We start from the raw sequence: 16,366 nt of genomic DNA, 5'->3' as shown, positions 1-16,366 counted from the left end.
GCGAGGGCCCGTGGCGCCGATAATGCCCGTTATGTCAATTCGACGTAACGGGATGGACATCGACCTCGATCTCGACGAAGATGGGCCCTGCGGCACGATGATCGCCGGAAACATTGGCCCGTAGGGCGATCGAGCGTGTCGACGAGGCGCCCGGTCGGACGCTGTGAAGCCTCGACCTTCCGTTGAGATTTGAGTCGTAGCGCGGGTGGACCGACATTTCTGCTGTGCAGGAGGTACGCCGTCCATGATCTCTTCGTTCGAGCTCGACCCCGAACGCTCAGCGTTCGCGTCGAGCACGTCGCCATTCGAGTCCCCGCCGTCGCGACCGTCACGTCGCGGCCGGTTCGGTCGACGGTGTGCGCAACTCGCGTGTGCGGGCGTCCTTGGGGTGCTCGGTGTTGCGATGTCGTCATCGCCGGTGTCCGCCTCCCCGGGTGTGATGTACTCGTCTGCGTTGCAGGCGCCGTTGGAAGTCGCTTCGATCACCGGCCTACAGCAGGGCGCGCAAGGCGAGGAGGTTGCCGCGCTCCAGCGAGCGTTGCTGGCGGCAGGCGTGCAGGTTCCAGGCGGTGCCGATGGAATCTTCGGCCCCATGACTCGCAACGCGGTGCGGTCGTTTCAGCAAGCGAATGCTCTCGACGTGACCGGTGTGGTCGACTCCTCGACGGCGGATCGACTGGCTGCAGCGAGCGGTTCGGCGTCGTCGGGCTCCGGTAACTCCTCGGAGTCGGCTGCGGCCCCGTCGACCGGCGTCGTCGGTCTTGCTCAGGGGGCGCAGGGTGCCAACGTGAAGGTCGTGCAGCAAGCGTTGATGGATCTCGGCGTGTTCGTGCCCGGTGGTGCCGACGGCGTGTTCGGGCCGGCCACGACCAAGGCGGTCACGCAGTTCCAGCGCTGGAATACGCTCCAGGTGACCGGCACGGTCACCCAGGCGACGGCCAACCGTCTGGGACTCGGTGAGTCCGGGGCGGCGCCCGCTGCCACGCCGCAGCCGGTGTCGCAGGGGTCGACCAACGGCGAGGCGCAAGCGAACCCGTACGTCGGGCTCAAGATCGGCTCGACGGGCAATCTGGTCAAGGACCTGCAGAGCACGCTCATTGCGACGGGCATCACGGTTCGCGGCGGTGCAGATGGTTCCTTCGGCCCGGTCACGCAGGCGGCGCTCAAGACGTTCCAGGCTCGCAACGGGCTGCCCCAGACGGGCGTGGTGTCGTTCGCCGATGCGTCGGCGCTGCACCTGGGCCCGCACGACCACGATCATTCCGATCCGGCCGCACCGACCGCGCCTGCACCGGCGACGCCAGCTCCGACCGCTCCGGCGCCGACGGCCGAGGACGGGCTCGGTAGCCCGTACCTCGGGATGACCGTGGGCGCTCGTGGTGAGCGCGTCAAGAACGTGCAGCGAGCGATCATCTCGTCGGGGATCAACCTCGCCGGTGGCGCTGATGGTGTGTTCGGCAACGTCACCAAGGGTGGCCTGGCCATGTACCAGCAGCGCAACGGGATTCCTGCGACGGGTGTCGTCAATCGAGCGACGCTCGCTGCGATGAACATCACGCTCGACGCACCCGTCGGTGTCACCAACCCGACACCGGCCCCCGCTCCGACGACTCCCCCGACTCCCCAATCTCCGTCGTCGAGCAATCCGTACGTCGGCCTCACGGTCGGAGCGCAGGGCGACTTGGTTCGTGATTTGCAACGGGCACTCCAGCGCACCGGTCTCGTCGTGCGAGGCGGAGCCGACGGAGACTTTGGCCCCGCGACTCGCTCGGCCCTCGTCGCGTTCCAGTCGGTCAACGACATCGCGCAGACCGGCGTGGTCACCGAGCGTGGCGCCCGAATCCTCGGGCTCGGGACGACGCCGCAGGGCGCGACCAATCCCGACAACGACTCGTCGGCGCCGATCCTCATGGATCGCTTCCCCGTCCAGGGGCCGTGTTGGTTCGGCGACACGTGGCACGCTCCCCGCTCGGGCGGCCGTAAACACGAAGGCGTCGACGTGATCGCGAAGGAGGGCAACCTCTTGTATGCCGTGGTCGACGGCCACATCTCCAAGATGTACTGGGACTTCCCCGGTGCCTTGGCCGGCAATGGCCTCCGTGTCGCTCAAGATGACGGCACCTACTTCACCTACCTGCACCTGAGCGCTTTCGCTCCCGGCATCGAGGTGGGCACGGAGGTCAAGGCTGGCGACGTGATCGGCTACATCGGCAACACCGGTTCGAGTGCGACGCCCCACCTGCACTTCGAGATCCACCCGGGTGGCGGTGCGGCGGTCAATCCGTATCCGTACGTGAAGGCCATCGACGACTGCAAGAACACCACCGCGCAACACCAGCAGTCGTTCCCCTCCCCCGACTGATCACATCACGACTTCGCCCCTGACCCGGCGCAATTGCGTCATGACGAAAATGCGGGCGACGTGAAGAGTCACGAAAGGTCATGGTGCCAGGCACGATGACCTTTCGTGAGGTCGCCGTGGTTCAGCCGATGCGTTCGGCTCGCAGCGCGCTGCGACGTACCTTGCCGGCGTCGTCGCGAAGCGGCTGGGTGACGTATTCGATCGTGCGCGGCAGTTTGTACACCGCCAGCCGTTCGGCCAGGAACTCCAACAGTTCGTCGCGCGGCGCCATCTGTTCGTCGGCTTCGACGATCGCGTGGACGTCGTTGCCGCGGTCGTCGTGCGGGAGCCCGATGACCGCGCACGAGTGCACGGCCGGATGCTCCTGGAGGGCCGCTTCCACCTCGGCGGGATAGATGTTCGCTCCCCCGCTGAGGATCATGTCGGCGACCCGGTCGCCGAGGTAGAGGTAGCCGTCGGCATCGAACCAGCCGATGTCACCGAGGGACTCCCAGCCTCCGTCGAGCGTCTTCGCATCTGCGCCGAGGTATTGATACGTCGGTGTGTCGCGGGTGGCGCGCATCCACACCTCGCCTTGTTCGCCGATGGGCAGGTCGTTGCCGTCCTCGTCGCAGATCTTCATCTCGCCGCTCGTGACCCGTCCGACCGAGCCCCGGTGTTCCAGCCATTCGGTTCCGGTGATGATCGTGACGGCCTGTGCTTCGGTGCCGGCGTAGAGCTCGAAGATCCGCTCGGGACCGAGCCAGTCGATGTAGGCCTCCTTCAGCCACGCCGGACACGGCTCGGCGAGGTGCCACAGGACGCGCAACGACGACAGGTCGTAGTCGAGGCGGGTCTCGTCGTCGAGGCGAAGCACCCGCTTCATCATCGTGGGGACCATGTAGGTCACGTCGGCCCGATGCTGCTCGATCGCCGCCAGCGTCGATTCGGCGTCGAAGCGCGGCAGGACGACCACGTGGTTGCCGGCGAGGAGGGCCTGGCACGCCCAGACCGCCGGCCCGTTGTGGTACAGCGGGCCGGGCATCACGAGGCAGCCGCCCTCGGCCAAGCCGAGCGGCAAGGGTGCCTCGGTGTCGTAGGTGGCGGGGTCGCCCGACACGATGAGCTTGGGCCGCCCCGTCGAGCCGCCCGATGTCGGCGCTTTCCACGCCGGTGACGTGGCGTCGGGGAGCGGCGCGTCGGAGAACTCGTCGCCCGGCTGATGATCGAGCGGGAGATGCACCGTGTCGTCGCCGAGGAGGTCGGCCGCTCCCCCGGGTGCGCCGACGACGACCTTCGATCCGGCCAGTTCCACGATCGCTGCGAGTTCTCGGGCGGGCAGCTTCGCCGACACAGGCTGAGGGATCGCGCCGATATTCCAACACGCGACGTACGCGATGAACCAGTCGACGGAGTTCGGCACGGCGATCGTGACGAAGTCGCCGTGCTCGACGCCGAGCGACAAGAACTCGCGAGCGAGCCGTGCGGCCCGTCGTTGCAGTTCGTCGTGCGTCAACGACACGGGTCCGCAGGTGATCGCCAACCGATCCGGATCGCTGGCCGCAAGGGCGCGCAGGCGCGCGGGAAACGAGAGGGTGGTCATCGGTGGTCGTCCTCGCTGCCGTGTCCGGCGTGCTGGTCATGCTCAGGTGCAGGGTCGCTGTCGGGGTCACGATCGCGGTCGTGTCCGGGGGTCGTTCGGCCGGCGTGCTCGATCTCGTCGTAGTAGGAGCGCAGCACGTCGAAGGCGAGCTTCTTCTCGCCTTCCTCGCTGACGAGTCCTTTGCGGTTGTAGCCATCTTGAATGCCGGGCAGTACTCGCACCGGCGCACGAAAATCCTTGAGGATCCAGGGTGACAGCCCGGCGACCGGACCGCGACCGGCATCGGCACGATTCGCGTCGACCATTGCGAGTTGCGCCTCGTAGATCGCGGCTTGGAACTCTTCGGTCCAGATCTGGCCGTCGTCGCCGTGGTTGGCGTACTTGGCGCCCCCGCCCATCTCGGTGAAGATCACCGGTTTGCCGAACGGGGTCGACCACGTGGTCGACGGGATCAGCGCTCGCTCGCCGTAGTACCAGCCGAGGTATTGGTTGATGGCGACCACGTCGACGATCGCGCCGAGCGGATCATCCACCAGGTGGTCCCGATCGGCGGTCGGCAACGTGAGGAGGGCGGCCGACACGAGGCGGGTGCCGTCGAGCTCGCGGGCGCGCTCCGCGAGGGACGCGAGAAAGGCGTTGCGCTCCGGCGACGGCATCGTCTCGTTGGCCATCGACCAGAAGATCGTCGAGGCTCGGCAGCGGTCGCGGGTGATGAGTTCGTCGAGTTGCTCGTGTGCGTTCTCGAGCACGTGCGGCTGATCGAACGCGATGCCCCAGTAGACGGGGAGCTCGCACCAGGTGAGGATGCCCCGTCGATCGGCCTCGCGAACCATGTGTTCGTCGTGTTGATAGTGCGCCAGGCGAACGAAGTTGACGCCGAGTTCTTCCGCGAGGTCGAACAGTGCTGCGGCATCGTCCGGCCCGTGCGAGCGTCGACCGCCCGACAGCGCCTCGGCGTGCATCGAGATGCCGCGCAGGAACGTGGTCTCGCCGTTGATGACGATGCGCTCGCCGACGGTCTCCACGGTGCGGAATCCGACTCGGTCGTCGATCCGGTCGTCGCCGCAGCTCCAGTGCACGTCGTAGAGTCGCGGTGCGCCGGGATGCCAGCGTTCTGGCTCGAGGTCGAGCTCGAATCGGCCCTTCGCGTCGAGCTCGACTGCCGTGTCGAGGTCGAGCTCGGGAATCCGGAGTCGAACGGGTGCCGTCGGGCCGTCGATCTCCACTCCCCCGACGACGCGTCCGTCGGGCGACATGGTGAGCCACGCATGGCGGAGGAACGTGTCGGGCACGAACACGAGGTCGATCGATCGGGTCAGGCCGCCGAAGTTCCACCAGTCGGAACGCATCGCCGGAATGCGATCTTTCTCGCGTCGGTTGTCGACCTGGACGACCAGCGAGTGGGCTCCGGGTGAAAGCCGGCCGGTGACCTCGACGGCGAACGGGCCGAAGCCGCCGACGTGCGTGGCGAGTTCCTGTCCGTCGAGGAAGACCCGCGACGTGTGGTTCGCCGCACCGACGTGCACGAAGACCCGCCCCGGCGGGTTGCGCTGCTGCTCCTCGGGAGGTCCTTCGATGATTCGTCGGTACCAGACGGTGCCCTCGTAGTAGTGGAGGCGTTCGTGCTGCGTGTTCCAGTCGCCGGGCACGCGCAGCGTCGGCGACGCGTCGAAGTCGTACTCGACACGGTCGCCCGGATGTCGCGGCTTGTGGTCACGAAAGAACCCGCGGTCGTTGCGCTGCTCGAGGATCCCGACATAGCCCATCTCGTAGGGGTCGACGATGACGTTCCAGTCGCCGTCGAGCGAGATGCGCTGCCGTTGCAGCACGTTCGACATCGTGACCGTTCCCGAGTTCATGCAAGGATCGTGGCATGCCGCAGTTCGTTCCTTCCGATCAGCAACTCCGCTTCGGGATCTTTCTCCCGCCGATGCACAAGACCGGGGTCAACCCGACGCTTGCGATGCACCGCGACCTCGAGCTCGTCGAGCTCCTCGACCGGCTCGGCTACCACGAGGCGTGGATCGGCGAGCACCACTCCGCGGGCTCGGAACTCATCGCGAGCCCGGAGGTGTTCATCGCCGCCGCGTCGCAGCGCACGACGCACATCAAGCTCGGTACGGGCGTCAACTCGCTGCCGTATCACCATCCGCTGATCCTCGCCGATCGCATCGTCATGCTCGATCACCTCACGAAGGGCCGGATGATGTTCGGTGCCGGCCCAGGCCAGCTGACGTCGGACGCGGCGATGCTCGGGATCGATCCCAACGATCAACGGCCGCGCATGCAGGAGGCCTTCGACGTGATCATGCGGCTGTTCGCCGGTGAGACCGTCACCTCGAAGACCGACTGGTACATCTGCGACGAGGGCGTGTTGCAGATGCGCCCGTACAGCAACTTCGACGTGGCGGTCGTGTCGTCGGTGTCGCCGTCGGGTTCCAAGCTCGCCGGCCGCTACGGCGCCGGGCTCACCTCGATCGCCGCGACCGAGCCGGCCGGGTTCGGTGTGCTCGACTACAACTTCAACGTCTGGCAGGAGGAAGCGGCGCTCAACGGGCACACCGCGGATCGCGCCGACTGGCGTCTGATGGGCCCGATGCACATCGCCGCCACCGAGGAACAGGCTCGCGAGAACTGCAAGTACGGGCTCCAGTGGGTGTTCAGCTACCTGGCGCACATCTTGCCGATGGGCGACCCGAACGATCCTCCTCCCCCGTCCGACTACGACGAGTTCGTCGACTACCTGAACGAGTCGGGCCGCATGGTGATCGGCACCCCCGAGATGGCGGTCGCGCAGATCAAGCGGTTGCAGGACAAGACCGGCGGGTTCGGGTGTTACATGATGATGGGCGCCGACTTCGCCGACTGGAACGCCACGAAGGAGAGCTACGAGCTGTTCGCCTACGAGGTGATGCCCCACTTCACCGGCCAGGTCGGCCCCGTGCAGGCGAGCTACGACAAGATCGTCGATGCCGGCAGTCGTTGGGTCGATGCAACGCTCGGCGCGCAGCTCACCGAGATCGGCAAGTACGAAGCCGAGCGCGCCGCCCGCTGACCTGTCGCAGTGGCGAAGAGCGGCGGACGCGACCGAACAGCCGGGTAGGCGCCCTCGACGCTCTTCACGGTTTCGGGCTGTGGAAGTGCGCCAGCGCCCGGTCGTCGTCGCGGTTCGATCGGCGAGCGGGTGCCGACGTCTGCGGAGGAACGGGAGCTGCGTCGATGTCGCGTCGCACCCAGTCCCTGACCACTCGCAGCAACTTCGGCAACTTCTGCATGGCGAGGCCCTCGGTTCGTCGCGGTCGCGGTCGTGGTTGTTCGCCAACATGATGGCACACCACGACACCGTGTCCGGCTCGGCAGGCGAACGCGGGCTACGCTCACGTCGACAATCGAAACGCCGTCGTCTTCGATCGGGAGAGCCAGTCACTGGCGCCGAAGGAGCAACCACCCCGGAATCTCTCAGGCATCCGGACCGGTCGAGGCAGGCACGCTGGAAAGAGGAACACCGCGCCGCCCACCGGCTCGGTGTTTCCACCCACGGTGAAAGGTGAGCGTTGGGGCTCACCGAAACTCTCAGGTATCCATGACAGCGGGGGCCGACCCAGCCGGAGGCTGCCGTGCCCGTACCCATCCGTGACCTGTTCGAGCCGAACGAATTCGTTCGCCGCCACATCGGACCGTCGCCCGACGATCTCGCCCACATGCTCGCGGTGCTCGGGATCGACTCCGTCGCCGACCTGCTCGACGAGACGCTGCCCGCGTCGATCCGAGCGAACGAGCCACTCGAACTCGGCGACGCCGTCCCCGAAGCCGAGGCGCTGCGTCGACTCCGCGCGTTGGCTGCCGATCAGCGGCTGGTGACGAGCCTGATCGGGATGGGCTACACCGGCACGATCACCCCGCCGGTCATCGCCCGCAACGTGTTGGAGAACCCCGCGTGGTACACCGCGTACACGCCGTATCAGCCCGAGATCAGCCAGGGTCGGCTCGAAGCGATCCTCAACTTCCAGACCGTCGTCACCGAACTCACCGGGCTCGACGTCGCCAACGCGTCGCTGCTCGACGAGGCGACCGCCGCTGCCGAGGCGATGACGATGGCCCGACGGCTCTCGAAGGCGTCGACGCAGCGATTCTTCGTGCACCACGACACGCATCCGCAGACCCTGACGGTGCTTCGCACGCGTGCCGAGCCCGTCGGGGTCGAGCTCGTGGTCGGCGACGTCGACCTGCTCGACGACGAGGCGGGCGTGTTCGGCGCACTGTTCAGTTCGCCGACGTCGTCCGGCGAGGTGATCGACTGGACCGAGGCGATCGCTCGGGTACACGAGCTGGGCGGCATCGCGGCGATCACGACCGACCCGCTCGCCTGCGTGCTCACCACTCCCCCGGCCGACATGGGGGCCGACATCGCGGTCGGCTCGGCGCAGCGCTTCGGCGTACCGATGGGCTTCGGCGGCCCGCACGCTGCGTTCGTCGCCGCCCGCGAGAAGGCGGCTCGTTCGATGCCGGGCCGCATCGTCGGGGTCAGCACCGACACCGCCGGTCGGCCAGCGCTGCGACTCGCACTGCAAACCCGCGAACAGCACATCCGACGGGAGAAGGCGACGTCGAACATCTGCACCGCGCAGGTGCTGCTCGCGAACATCGCCGGGCTGTATGCCGCGTGGCACGGTCGTGACGGGCTCACCCGTATCGCCGAGCGCGTGCAGCGCCTGACGTCGATCGCCGCTGCCGGTCTACGCGCGGGTGGCGTCGTGGTGCGCAACAGCACCTGGTTCGACACGCTGACGATCGACGTCGCCGATGCCGACCACGCGCTCGGCGCGGCGCTGGCCGCGGGCTACAACATCCGACGCGTCGACGACACGACGGTGGGCGTGACCTTCGACGAGACCTCGACACTCGCCACGGTGGCCGCGATCGTCGATGCGCTCGGGGGCGCCCCGATCGACGACATCGACGACGTCGACGATGCCGCGATCGCGCCCGACGGACTCCCGGCATCGCTGCGCCGAGACGACGAGTTCCTCACGCAGTCGGTGTTCGACCGCTACCACAGCGAGCACGAGATGCTGCGGTACCTGCGTCGACTGAGCGACAAGGACCTCGCGCTCGATCGGACGATGATCCCACTCGGGTCGTGCACGATGAAGCTCAACGCGACCTCGGAGATGGTGCCGATCACCTGGCCGGAGTTCGCCGACGTGCACCCGTTCGCCCCCGACGACCAGACCGTCGGCTACCGGCGCATGATCGCCGATCTCGAGCAGCGCCTGGCGGTCATCACCGGCTACGACGCGGTCTCGGTGCAACCCAACGCCGGCAGCCAAGGCGAGTTCGCCGGGCTACTCGCCATTCGTGCGTTCCATCGCTCGAACGGCGACGAGCAGCGCACGGTGTGTCTGATCCCGGAGAGCGCCCACGGGACCAACGCGGCGAGCGCCGTGATGGCCGGCTTCGACGTCGTGGTGGTCGCGTGCGACGACCAGGGCAACGTCGACCTCGACGACGTGCGACGCCGGCTCGACGAGTTCGGCGATCGCGTCGGCGCGCTGATGATCACGTACCCGTCGACGCACGGTGTGTTCGAAGCCTCGGTCGGTGACCTGTGCGCGATGATCCACGACGCCGGTGGCCAGGTGTACGTCGACGGTGCGAACCTCAACGCACTGGTCGGCCTCGCCAAGCCCGGCCGGTTCGGCGCCGACGTCAGCCACCTCAATCTGCACAAGACGTTCTGTATCCCGCACGGCGGTGGTGGGCCCGGTGTCGGGCCCGTCGGCGTGCGCGAGCATCTGCGGCCCTTCTTGCCGGGGCATCCGCTCGACGACACCGCGCCCGTCGGCGCCGTCTCGGCCGCGCCGTTCGGGTCGGCGGGGATCCTCCCGATCCCGTGGATGTATCTGGAGATGATGGGTGGCGCCGGGCTCACCACTGCGACCGAGGTCGCGATCGTGGCCGCCAACTACATCGCCGCCCGTCTCGACGAGCACTTCCCCGTGCTCTATCGGGGCGAGCACGGCCGCATCGCACACGAGTGCATCATCGACCTGCGTCCGATCACGAAGGCGACCGGCGTGACGGTCGACGACGTCGCGAAGCGGCTGATGGACTACGGCTTCCATGCGCCGACGATGAGCTTCCCGGTGGCGGGCACGCTGATGATCGAACCGACCGAGAGCGAGTCGCTGCGAGAGATCGATCGCTTCTGCGACGCCATGATCGCGATTCGTGCCGAGATCGACCGCGTGGCATCGGGCGAGTGGGCGGTCGACGACAGCCCGCTGCGCCACGCTCCACACACCGCCGAGGAGGTGCTCGGCGAATGGGAGCGCCCGTACGAGCGGACGCTCGGTGCGCTGCCGGTCGTCGGTCAGGCGGGATCGAAGTACTTCCCGCCGGTGTCTCGCATCGACGGCGCCTACGGCGACCGACATCTGGTCTGCTCGTGCGAGCCGTTGGAAGCGCTGGCGATGCCATCGATGGCAGCGTCGAAGTAGGTTGCAGAGATGGCCGACTCCGATCCGCTGTCCGACGTGTTCAACCTGTTCGCGGCGCCGCTCGCCGGCACGATCCGCTCCTTCGAGCAGTTCCGGCGCGGCGTCGACGAGTTCTTGCGCGGCGTCGAGAACTTCAACCGCACGATGGAGAGCCTCAACGAGACGGCCGAGCGGATCAACGGGTTGCTCGCCGAGGTGGAGGAGCCGATCAAGGCGGCCGTGCCGCAGGTGACGCGCACCGTGAAGGCCGCCGACGAGATGATGCAGGTCGTCGCGGGACCGGCGATGGCGATCGCCCCCGGGCTGATCAAGCTCAGCGAGACCCTCAACAACCCGGCGTTCCAGCAGATGCCGAGCCAACTCGGTCAGATGACCGACCTGCTCGGCGAGGTCACGACTCGTCTGGCGCCGCTCGGCCAACTCGCCGAGTCGGCGGGCGGCCTGTTCGGCGGCCTGCGCTTCCCCGGCTTCGGCGGCGCGCCGACCAAACCCGCCACGCCCCCCGATCCCCCGTCGCCACCGGCCACCGACCCGTCCGACACGGCTGAGGCGGCTCCGGAGTCGAAGCCGGCGACCGAGAAGACCGCAGCCAAGAAGACCGCAGCCAAGAAGACCGCAGCGAAGAAGACCGCGGCCAAGAAGACCGCGGCGAAGAAGAAGACTGCGGCCAAGACGTCGACGACGAGCGGTCAGTCGTAGGCGGAGTTCACGTCGACCCACGTGTCGTCGCCGTCGTCGGGGCGAGCGGTCCAGGATCGCGACGGCATCCAGATCTCGGCGTCGTGCTTCGTCGGATACGGACCGATCGTCACGTCATGACGACCGCGGTTGTCGGCTCGCACCGCGATCTGCCGGTCGATGTCCCAGTACCAGTCACCTGACGCGATGCCGCTGCTCATCGTGCGATGTTCGCGCAGCGCCGTGTCGACTGCGACACGTTGCACGGGATCAGACGAACGGCGGGTCGACGATCGTCGCCGGCAGCGACTTGCCGCGGACGTCGATCTCGACCTGCTCGCCGACCTCGAGGTCGGGTGGAACGAAGCCGAGTGCGATGCCGTGGCCGAGCACCGGTGAGTAGTTGCCGCTGGTCACGACGCCGATCGAGGCGCCGTCGACAACGATCGCACACTCGGCTCGCGCCGGTCGCCGACCTTCGGTCGCGAGCCCCACCAACATGCGGGTGATTCCTGCGTCGCGTTCGGCGAGCGCGGCGGCGCGTCCCTGGAACGACGGCTTGTCCCACGCCACCACCCAGCCGAGACCGGCTTGCAGCGACGTGATGCCCGGGCCGAGTTCGTGCCCGTGGAGCGGGAGCCCGGCTTCGAGACGCAGCGTGTCGCGAGCCCCGAGGCCGGCGGGCGTGATGCCGGCGGCGTGGAGGCGTTCCCACAGTTCGGGGGCGGCATCGACCGGCACGGCGATCTCCACGCCCGGCTCGCCCGTGTAGCCGGTCCCGGCGACCACGCAGTCGGTGCCCTGCCACGAGCACTGGGCGACGCGGAATCGTCCGACGTCGGCGGCGTCCGGGAACACGGTACGGACCAGATCACGTGCCGCCGTGCCCTGGACGGCGATGATCGCTCGGGTCGAGGTCGTGTCGACACCACCGATCGCAGCCACGACGTCGTCGGTGTTGGACGCGTTGGGCATCACGTCGAACACATCTGGGTCATCATCGCCACGGGGATGCCACCACACGATGATGTCGTCGAGCACCGACGCATCCGTCTCGTCGAGCAAGTGCGTGTACTGCGCGCGACCGGGTGCGACCTTGCCGAGATCGTTGGTCAGCGTGGACTGCAGGCGCTCGAACGCACCGTCACCCTCGACCCGCACGGTGCCGAGATGCGACACGTCGAACATCGCGGCGCCGTTGCGGCACGCGAGGTGCTCGTCGATCGTGCCGGTCGGATAGGCGATCGGCATCTCCCAGCCGCCGAACTCGACGAGGTTCGCTCCGAGGGCGCGGTGCTGCTCGACGAGCGGAGACTGACGCAGCGTCATCGGCGAGACGCTCAGCCGATGCGGCGAGCAGCGCGCTCGGCGTCGAGATCGGCCGCCGCGTCGAGCTCCGCCTGGAACGGCGCGAGGTCGGCTTCGAGCTCGGTCTTCACGCCGCCCAGCGACAGCACGTTGAGCACGCCCTGCCCGTTCCGGAGCACGTCGATCAACTCTTCGCCGTCGTAGAGGTTGACACTGCCACCGTCGATCACGATGTGCGCAGCAGCGATGTCGGTCGACACGTGCTCACGCAGGTACTCGAACACCTTGCGAACCTGCTCGAGCTTGATGCCGGCGTCGAGGAGCTTCTTGATCGTCTTGAGTTCGAGGAGATCGTTGTAGGAGTACCGCCGACGGCTCCCGCTGCCCGCGGCGTCGGTGAGCGACGGGCGGATCAGATCGGTACGAGCCCAGTAGTCGAGCTGGCGGTACGTGATGCCGACGATCTTCGCGGTGTGTGTTCCGCTGTAGCCCAACTCGACGGGTGCGTCGTTCGGTTCCGGTATCGCTGCGTGCACGGGGTCTCCTCGTTCGTTGGTCCCAACAACCATGGTCGCCCCCGGTGCGCCGGCAGCGAACCTCACGACGCGTCCTACTCGAATGTAGTTACGCAGATGTGAGATCGTGAACCCTACGGTGCGGTCGCGCGCTCGTCAAGGGTTGGAAGCGTCGAGGTCAGCGCGGACGCCGACTCAGACGAAGTCTTCGGGGCTGACGTCTTCGAGGAAGTCCTTGAACTCGTCGATGATCTCGGCGGCGTCTTCCTCGGGTTCCTCGGGAGGCATCTGGCCATGCTCGTCGAGCAGCGTCTCGCTCGCGAACAGTGGAGCCCCGCAGCGGACGGCGAGCGCGACGGCGTCGGACGGCCGGGCCGAGATCGCCTTGTCGCCGTGCTCGGTCGTGAGGTGCACTTCGGCGAAGAAGGTGCGGTCACGCATCTCGGTGAGCACCACCCGATCGAGCGATGCGCCGAGTTCGTCGATCGTGGTGAGGAACAGATCGTGCGTGAGCGGGCGTGGCGGTTCGACGCCTTCGAGCGCGTAATGGATCGACGACGCTTCGGGGCTGCCGATGTAGATCGGCAGCAGACGATGCTGCCCGTCGCTTTCGCGGAGCAGCATCATCGGCGTGTTCGCAGGGACTTCGACCCGGACACCGATCAACTCCAACGGGATCATGCGTCGAGCGTACCCCTCTCGACGGCGACCAATCTGCAGGACCGACAATTCGGCCCGCGGTCGTGCCCGACGAGCGGACCGGTCAGCGGTCGAAGTGCTGGCGCAGCAGCGTGCGCATCAGTGCGGATCGGAGCTGTGAGCCGAAGTGATCGAGCTCCGAGAGTTGAGCGAGCGCGTGGTCGTTGGCCTGGGGGTTGCGCTGACGGATCAACGGCTGGATCAGCTGCTCGTACAGCCCGGCCTCGCGGTCGGCGGCCACCCGCCAGCCCCGTAGGTGCCGAGCGTCGATGCCGAGATCGAGGAAACGCTTGCAGATGCGCGCGATCTCGAGGGCGTCTTCGTCGTAGCGGCGGCCTGGGCGCTGGACGATGAGTCCGTACGACTCGAGTTGCGCCAGTTGTGTCTGGTCGAGTCCGGCCATCGAGCACATTTCGTCGGCGTCGAGCACCACGCCGGTGGTGAGCGCGATGCTGCCCGTCTCGTCAGGTCGCGGACGAGAGATCCCGCCGGGGCGGGTCGCATCTCGATCGACGTCCGGCGCTGGGTCAGCGGCTGGAGTGGGCGCTGCCGGAGGGTCGACGGCGGTCCCGGGATTCGAAACCGCTCGCGCTGCCGGGTGGCCGCGACGTGACTCGGCGAGCGACTGAGCGTCGACCTCGTCGGCAACGTTCTTGATCCCGAGGGGACGTGGCTGTTCGCTCGTCGGGTCGATCTCGCCGGTGTCGAGGCGGTCCTTGATCACCTTGAGCGGGAGGAAGTTCTCCTTCTGCTCTCGCAGGATGCAGCGAAGCAGTTCGACGTCGACCTCGTAGAACTTGCGGTAGCCCGACGCGGTGCGCTCGGGGGCGATCAGGCCCTGGCTCTCCAGGAACCGGATCTTGGAGATCGTGACGTCGGGGAACTCCTCGAGCAGCAGCGCGAGCACCTCGCCGATGGACAAGTGCGAGCCGGACGCTCGGCTGCCTGCTTCGCTCGGAGTGTCCACGCCGGCGATCTCAGACATCGGCGCGTTCGAAGAAGACGAGTCGGAACTTGCCGACCTGGAGTTCGTCGCCATGACGCAGCAGCATCCGATCGATGCGCTCCTGGTTGACGTAGGTGCCGTTGAGGGAGCCGGCGTCGGACGCGACGTAGCCGTCGGGCGTGCGGGTGATGTCGACGTGGCGACGCGAGACGGTGATGTCGTCGAGGCTGATCTCGCTGTCAGGGTGGCGGCCGAGACGTGTCAACTCGCCCTCGAGGGCGAACCGATCGCCGGCTTGCGCGCCAGCTCGGACGATCAGGACACCGGTCTCGGCGGGCAACTCCCCCACGGGCACGACGAGGTCGTCGTCGGGACCGGGAGCGTCTTGGAGTGGGTCGACCCGCGTGAGGTTGATCGTGCGGTCGTTCAGGCTGTCGAGCGGTGACCCGCAGCTCGAGCAGAACGTGCTGCCCGGCGGGTTGCGGTGACCGCACTGGTTGCAGAAAACGTAGGTGCTCACGTTGCTCCTCTCACCCTGATCGTTCCTCTCACCCGTCGGTCAGGGCACGATACCCGGCAGCGTCGAGCAGCGTGTCGAACTCGGAGGGGTCGGACATCTGGATGGCGCAGATCCACCCGTCGCCGTACGGATCGGAGTTGAGTAGTTCGGGCTGGGAATCGAGCGCATCGTTCGCTTCCTTCACGACCCCGCTGACCGGGGCGTAGATGTCGCTGACCGACTTGGTGCTCTCCACCTCGGTCACCGAGTCGGATGCAGCGACCTGCTGGCCGACCTCGGGTGCCTCGACGAACACGACGTCGCCGAGCGAGTCCTGGGCGTAGTCGGTGATGCCGACGCGAACGACGTCGGAGTCGCCGATGCGTTGGATCCACTCGTGGTCGGAGGAGTATCGGCGGTCGTCAGGGACGTTCATGGTCGTTCGTTTCTGTGGCGGGTTCGATAGCGGGAACGGGGGCCGATGAGACCAGAGCGGTGCTGGTGGTGGCCGAGGTTCGACCGGCCGCGATCCCCTGGCGGACGAGTGGAATATAGGCGATTCCGGTCCAGTAGCTCAGCAACAGGCCAGGGATTCCGAGGAGCCAGGCGAGCACCTCGAAGAACGGTGCCTCCCAGACGTCGGTGGTGCCGATCAAGAAACTCGGCACCGCTCCCATCAGCATGAACGTGGCGACCTTGCCGAGCCAGGTGACCCCGAACCGTTCCATTCGGAGGAACAAGGTGGCGAAGGCGATCACTCCCCCGACGATCACTTCGCGGGCGAGCACCGCGATCGCGAACCACAGCGGGATCGACCCGTCGATGATGATCGCCGTCACGGCCACGATGAAGAGCAGACGATCGACGGTGGGGTCGAAGACCTTGCCGAACTCGCTGGTCTGGTCGAAGCGACGAGCGACGTAGCCGTCGACCCAGTCGGTACTGCCGAGCCCGGCGAGCAGCCACGCCGCACCGGCCCGGTTGTCCTGCGCGAAGAGGAGGTACAAGAACAGTGGCAGACACAGCAGCCGGATCAAGGTGAACAGATTCGGCAGGGTCCAGATGTTGTCGAAGACTCCTTCACTCGACGCGCCCTCACTCGACGCGCCCTCACTCGACGCGCCCTCACTCGACGCGCCCTCACTCGACCCGTCGTCGAATGACGCTTCGTCCGCGTCGGTGGGTTCGGGAGACGGCACGCCGACATCGTAGGTGACTGGTGACGGCACAGCACAGGGCCGTGCTTGCGGCCGGGTGCCGCGATGGTGGACACTCTC

At 67.3% G+C, this 16,366-nt stretch carries 15 protein-coding genes and 2 riboswitches; of the genes, 4 read left to right on the top strand and 11 right to left on the bottom strand.

Going from position 1 to position 16,366, the window contains the following annotated elements; genetic code table 11:
* Window positions 1-403 precede the first annotated feature (403 nt).
* Window positions 404-2,362 carry a peptidoglycan-binding protein gene (locus ACE37B_RS01955; protein ID WP_409921597.1) on the top strand — a complete coding sequence of 653 codons (1,959 nt, stop codon included), beginning with the start codon at window positions 404-406 and terminating at the stop codon, window positions 2,360-2,362.
* 121 nt (window positions 2,363-2,483) lie between these two features.
* On the opposite strand, the gene ACE37B_RS01950 is transcribed toward ACE37B_RS01955, so the two are convergent.
* A complete protein-coding gene (locus ACE37B_RS01950; protein ID WP_409921596.1) occupies window positions 2,484-3,944 on the bottom strand; it encodes an AMP-binding protein in 1,461 nt (486 codons plus the stop codon).
* A complete protein-coding gene (locus ACE37B_RS01945) occupies window positions 3,941-5,803 on the bottom strand; it encodes a glycoside hydrolase family 2 protein (RefSeq protein WP_409921595.1) in 1,863 nt (620 codons plus the stop codon). The genes ACE37B_RS01950 and ACE37B_RS01945 overlap by 4 nt, the downstream gene beginning before the upstream one ends.
* Window positions 5,804-5,817: 14 nt before the next feature.
* On the opposite strand from ACE37B_RS01945, the gene ACE37B_RS01940 reads away from it, so the two are divergent.
* The gene (locus ACE37B_RS01940) at window positions 5,818-6,999 is read left to right on the top strand and encodes an LLM class flavin-dependent oxidoreductase (RefSeq protein WP_409921594.1); all 1,182 of its coding nucleotides are present in this window, start codon (window positions 5,818-5,820) and stop codon (window positions 6,997-6,999) included.
* A gap of 64 nt (window positions 7,000-7,063) precedes the next feature.
* On the opposite strand, the gene ACE37B_RS01935 is transcribed toward ACE37B_RS01940, so the two are convergent.
* A complete protein-coding gene (locus ACE37B_RS01935; RefSeq protein WP_409921593.1) occupies window positions 7,064-7,219 on the bottom strand; it encodes a hypothetical protein in 156 nt (51 codons plus the stop codon).
* Window positions 7,220-7,345: 126 nt separating this feature from the next.
* A riboswitch (glycine riboswitch) is annotated at window positions 7,346-7,429 on the top strand.
* A 1-nt stretch (window position 7,430) separates the two neighbouring features.
* Window positions 7,431-7,538, top strand: a riboswitch (glycine riboswitch).
* Between the two features lie 23 nt (window positions 7,539-7,561).
* On the opposite strand from ACE37B_RS01935, the gene gcvP reads away from it, so the two are divergent.
* Both gcvP and ACE37B_RS01925 read left to right on the top strand, forming a co-directional pair.
* Window positions 7,562-10,444, top strand: coding sequence for an aminomethyl-transferring glycine dehydrogenase (gene gcvP, locus ACE37B_RS01930; protein WP_409921592.1), 2,883 nt, complete (start codon window positions 7,562-7,564; stop codon window positions 10,442-10,444).
* Between the two features lie 9 nt (window positions 10,445-10,453).
* A complete protein-coding gene (locus ACE37B_RS01925; protein ID WP_409921591.1) occupies window positions 10,454-11,143 on the top strand; it encodes a hypothetical protein in 690 nt (229 codons plus the stop codon).
* Here ACE37B_RS01925 and ACE37B_RS01920 read toward each other — a convergent pair.
* The 8 genes from ACE37B_RS01920 to ACE37B_RS01885 form a co-directional block, all read right to left on the bottom strand.
* Window positions 11,134-11,388: a hypothetical protein gene (locus ACE37B_RS01920; protein ID WP_409921590.1), complete on the bottom strand. Its 255-nt coding sequence runs from the start codon at window positions 11,386-11,388 to the stop codon at window positions 11,134-11,136. The genes ACE37B_RS01925 and ACE37B_RS01920 overlap by 10 nt on opposite strands.
* 4 nt (window positions 11,389-11,392) lie before the next feature.
* Window positions 11,393-12,451 carry a glycine cleavage system aminomethyltransferase GcvT gene (gene gcvT / locus ACE37B_RS01915; protein ID WP_409921589.1) on the bottom strand — a complete coding sequence of 353 codons (1,059 nt, stop codon included), beginning with the start codon at window positions 12,449-12,451 and terminating at the stop codon, window positions 11,393-11,395.
* Between the two features lie 11 nt (window positions 12,452-12,462).
* Window positions 12,463-12,966, bottom strand: a complete 504-nt coding sequence (locus ACE37B_RS01910) for a MerR family transcriptional regulator (RefSeq protein WP_409921588.1) — start codon at window positions 12,964-12,966, stop codon at window positions 12,463-12,465.
* Window positions 12,967-13,140: 174 nt separating this feature from the next.
* The gene (locus tag ACE37B_RS01905; RefSeq protein WP_409921587.1) at window positions 13,141-13,626 is read right to left on the bottom strand and encodes a bifunctional nuclease family protein; all 486 of its coding nucleotides are present in this window, start codon (window positions 13,624-13,626) and stop codon (window positions 13,141-13,143) included.
* Between the two features lie 82 nt (window positions 13,627-13,708).
* Complete coding sequence (locus ACE37B_RS01900; RefSeq protein ID WP_409921586.1) at window positions 13,709-14,629, bottom strand: MerR family transcriptional regulator; 921 nt, start codon at window positions 14,627-14,629, stop codon at window positions 13,709-13,711.
* Window positions 14,622-15,110, bottom strand: coding sequence for an FHA domain-containing protein (locus ACE37B_RS01895; protein WP_409921585.1), 489 nt, complete (start codon window positions 15,108-15,110; stop codon window positions 14,622-14,624). Before ACE37B_RS01895 ends, ACE37B_RS01900 begins: the two co-directional genes overlap by 8 nt.
* Before the next feature lie 28 nt (window positions 15,111-15,138).
* Window positions 15,139-15,525 carry a glycine cleavage system protein GcvH gene (gene gcvH, locus ACE37B_RS01890; RefSeq protein ID WP_409921584.1) on the bottom strand — a complete coding sequence of 129 codons (387 nt, stop codon included), beginning with the start codon at window positions 15,523-15,525 and terminating at the stop codon, window positions 15,139-15,141.
* Window positions 15,512-16,288, bottom strand: a complete 777-nt coding sequence (locus ACE37B_RS01885; protein ID WP_409921583.1) for a CDP-alcohol phosphatidyltransferase family protein — start codon at window positions 16,286-16,288, stop codon at window positions 15,512-15,514. Before ACE37B_RS01885 ends, gcvH begins: the two co-directional genes overlap by 14 nt.
* Window positions 16,289-16,366 lie beyond the last annotated feature (78 nt).

This window comes from Ilumatobacter sp., assembly GCF_046290335.1.
GTDB lineage: Bacteria > Actinomycetota > Acidimicrobiia > Acidimicrobiales > Ilumatobacteraceae > Ilumatobacter_A.
Note: the sequence above shows the minus strand (reverse complement) of the source record. Positions and strands in the feature narration are given on the sequence as shown.

Bases quoted from the DNA above. Each gene is read 5' to 3' on its own strand.
- ACE37B_RS01935 (WP_409921593.1), bottom strand. From the start codon at position 7,219: ATGCAGAAGTTGCCGAAGTTGCTGCGAGTGGTCAGGGACTGGGTGCGA.
- ACE37B_RS01925 (WP_409921591.1), top strand. From the start codon at position 10,454: ATGGCCGACTCCGATCCGCTGTCCGACGTGTTCAACCTGTTCGCGGCG.
- ACE37B_RS01905 (WP_409921587.1), bottom strand. From the start codon at position 13,626: ATGATCCCGTTGGAGTTGATCGGTGTCCGGGTCGAAGTCCCTGCGAAC.
- ACE37B_RS01900 (WP_409921586.1), bottom strand. From the start codon at position 14,629: ATGTCTGAGATCGCCGGCGTGGACACTCCGAGCGAAGCAGGCAGCCGA.
- gcvH (WP_409921584.1), bottom strand. From the start codon at position 15,525: ATGAACGTCCCTGACGACCGCCGATACTCCTCCGACCACGAGTGGATC.
- ACE37B_RS01940 (WP_409921594.1), top strand. From the start codon at position 5,818: ATGCCGCAGTTCGTTCCTTCCGATCAGCAACTCCGCTTCGGGATCTTT.
- ACE37B_RS01950 (WP_409921596.1), bottom strand. From the start codon at position 3,944: ATGACCACCCTCTCGTTTCCCGCGCGCCTGCGCGCCCTTGCGGCCAGC.
- gcvT (WP_409921589.1), bottom strand. From the start codon at position 12,451: ATGACGCTGCGTCAGTCTCCGCTCGTCGAGCAGCACCGCGCCCTCGGA.
- ACE37B_RS01955 (WP_409921597.1), top strand. From the start codon at position 404: ATGTCGTCATCGCCGGTGTCCGCCTCCCCGGGTGTGATGTACTCGTCT.
- ACE37B_RS01945 (WP_409921595.1), bottom strand. From the start codon at position 5,803: ATGAACTCGGGAACGGTCACGATGTCGAACGTGCTGCAACGGCAGCGC.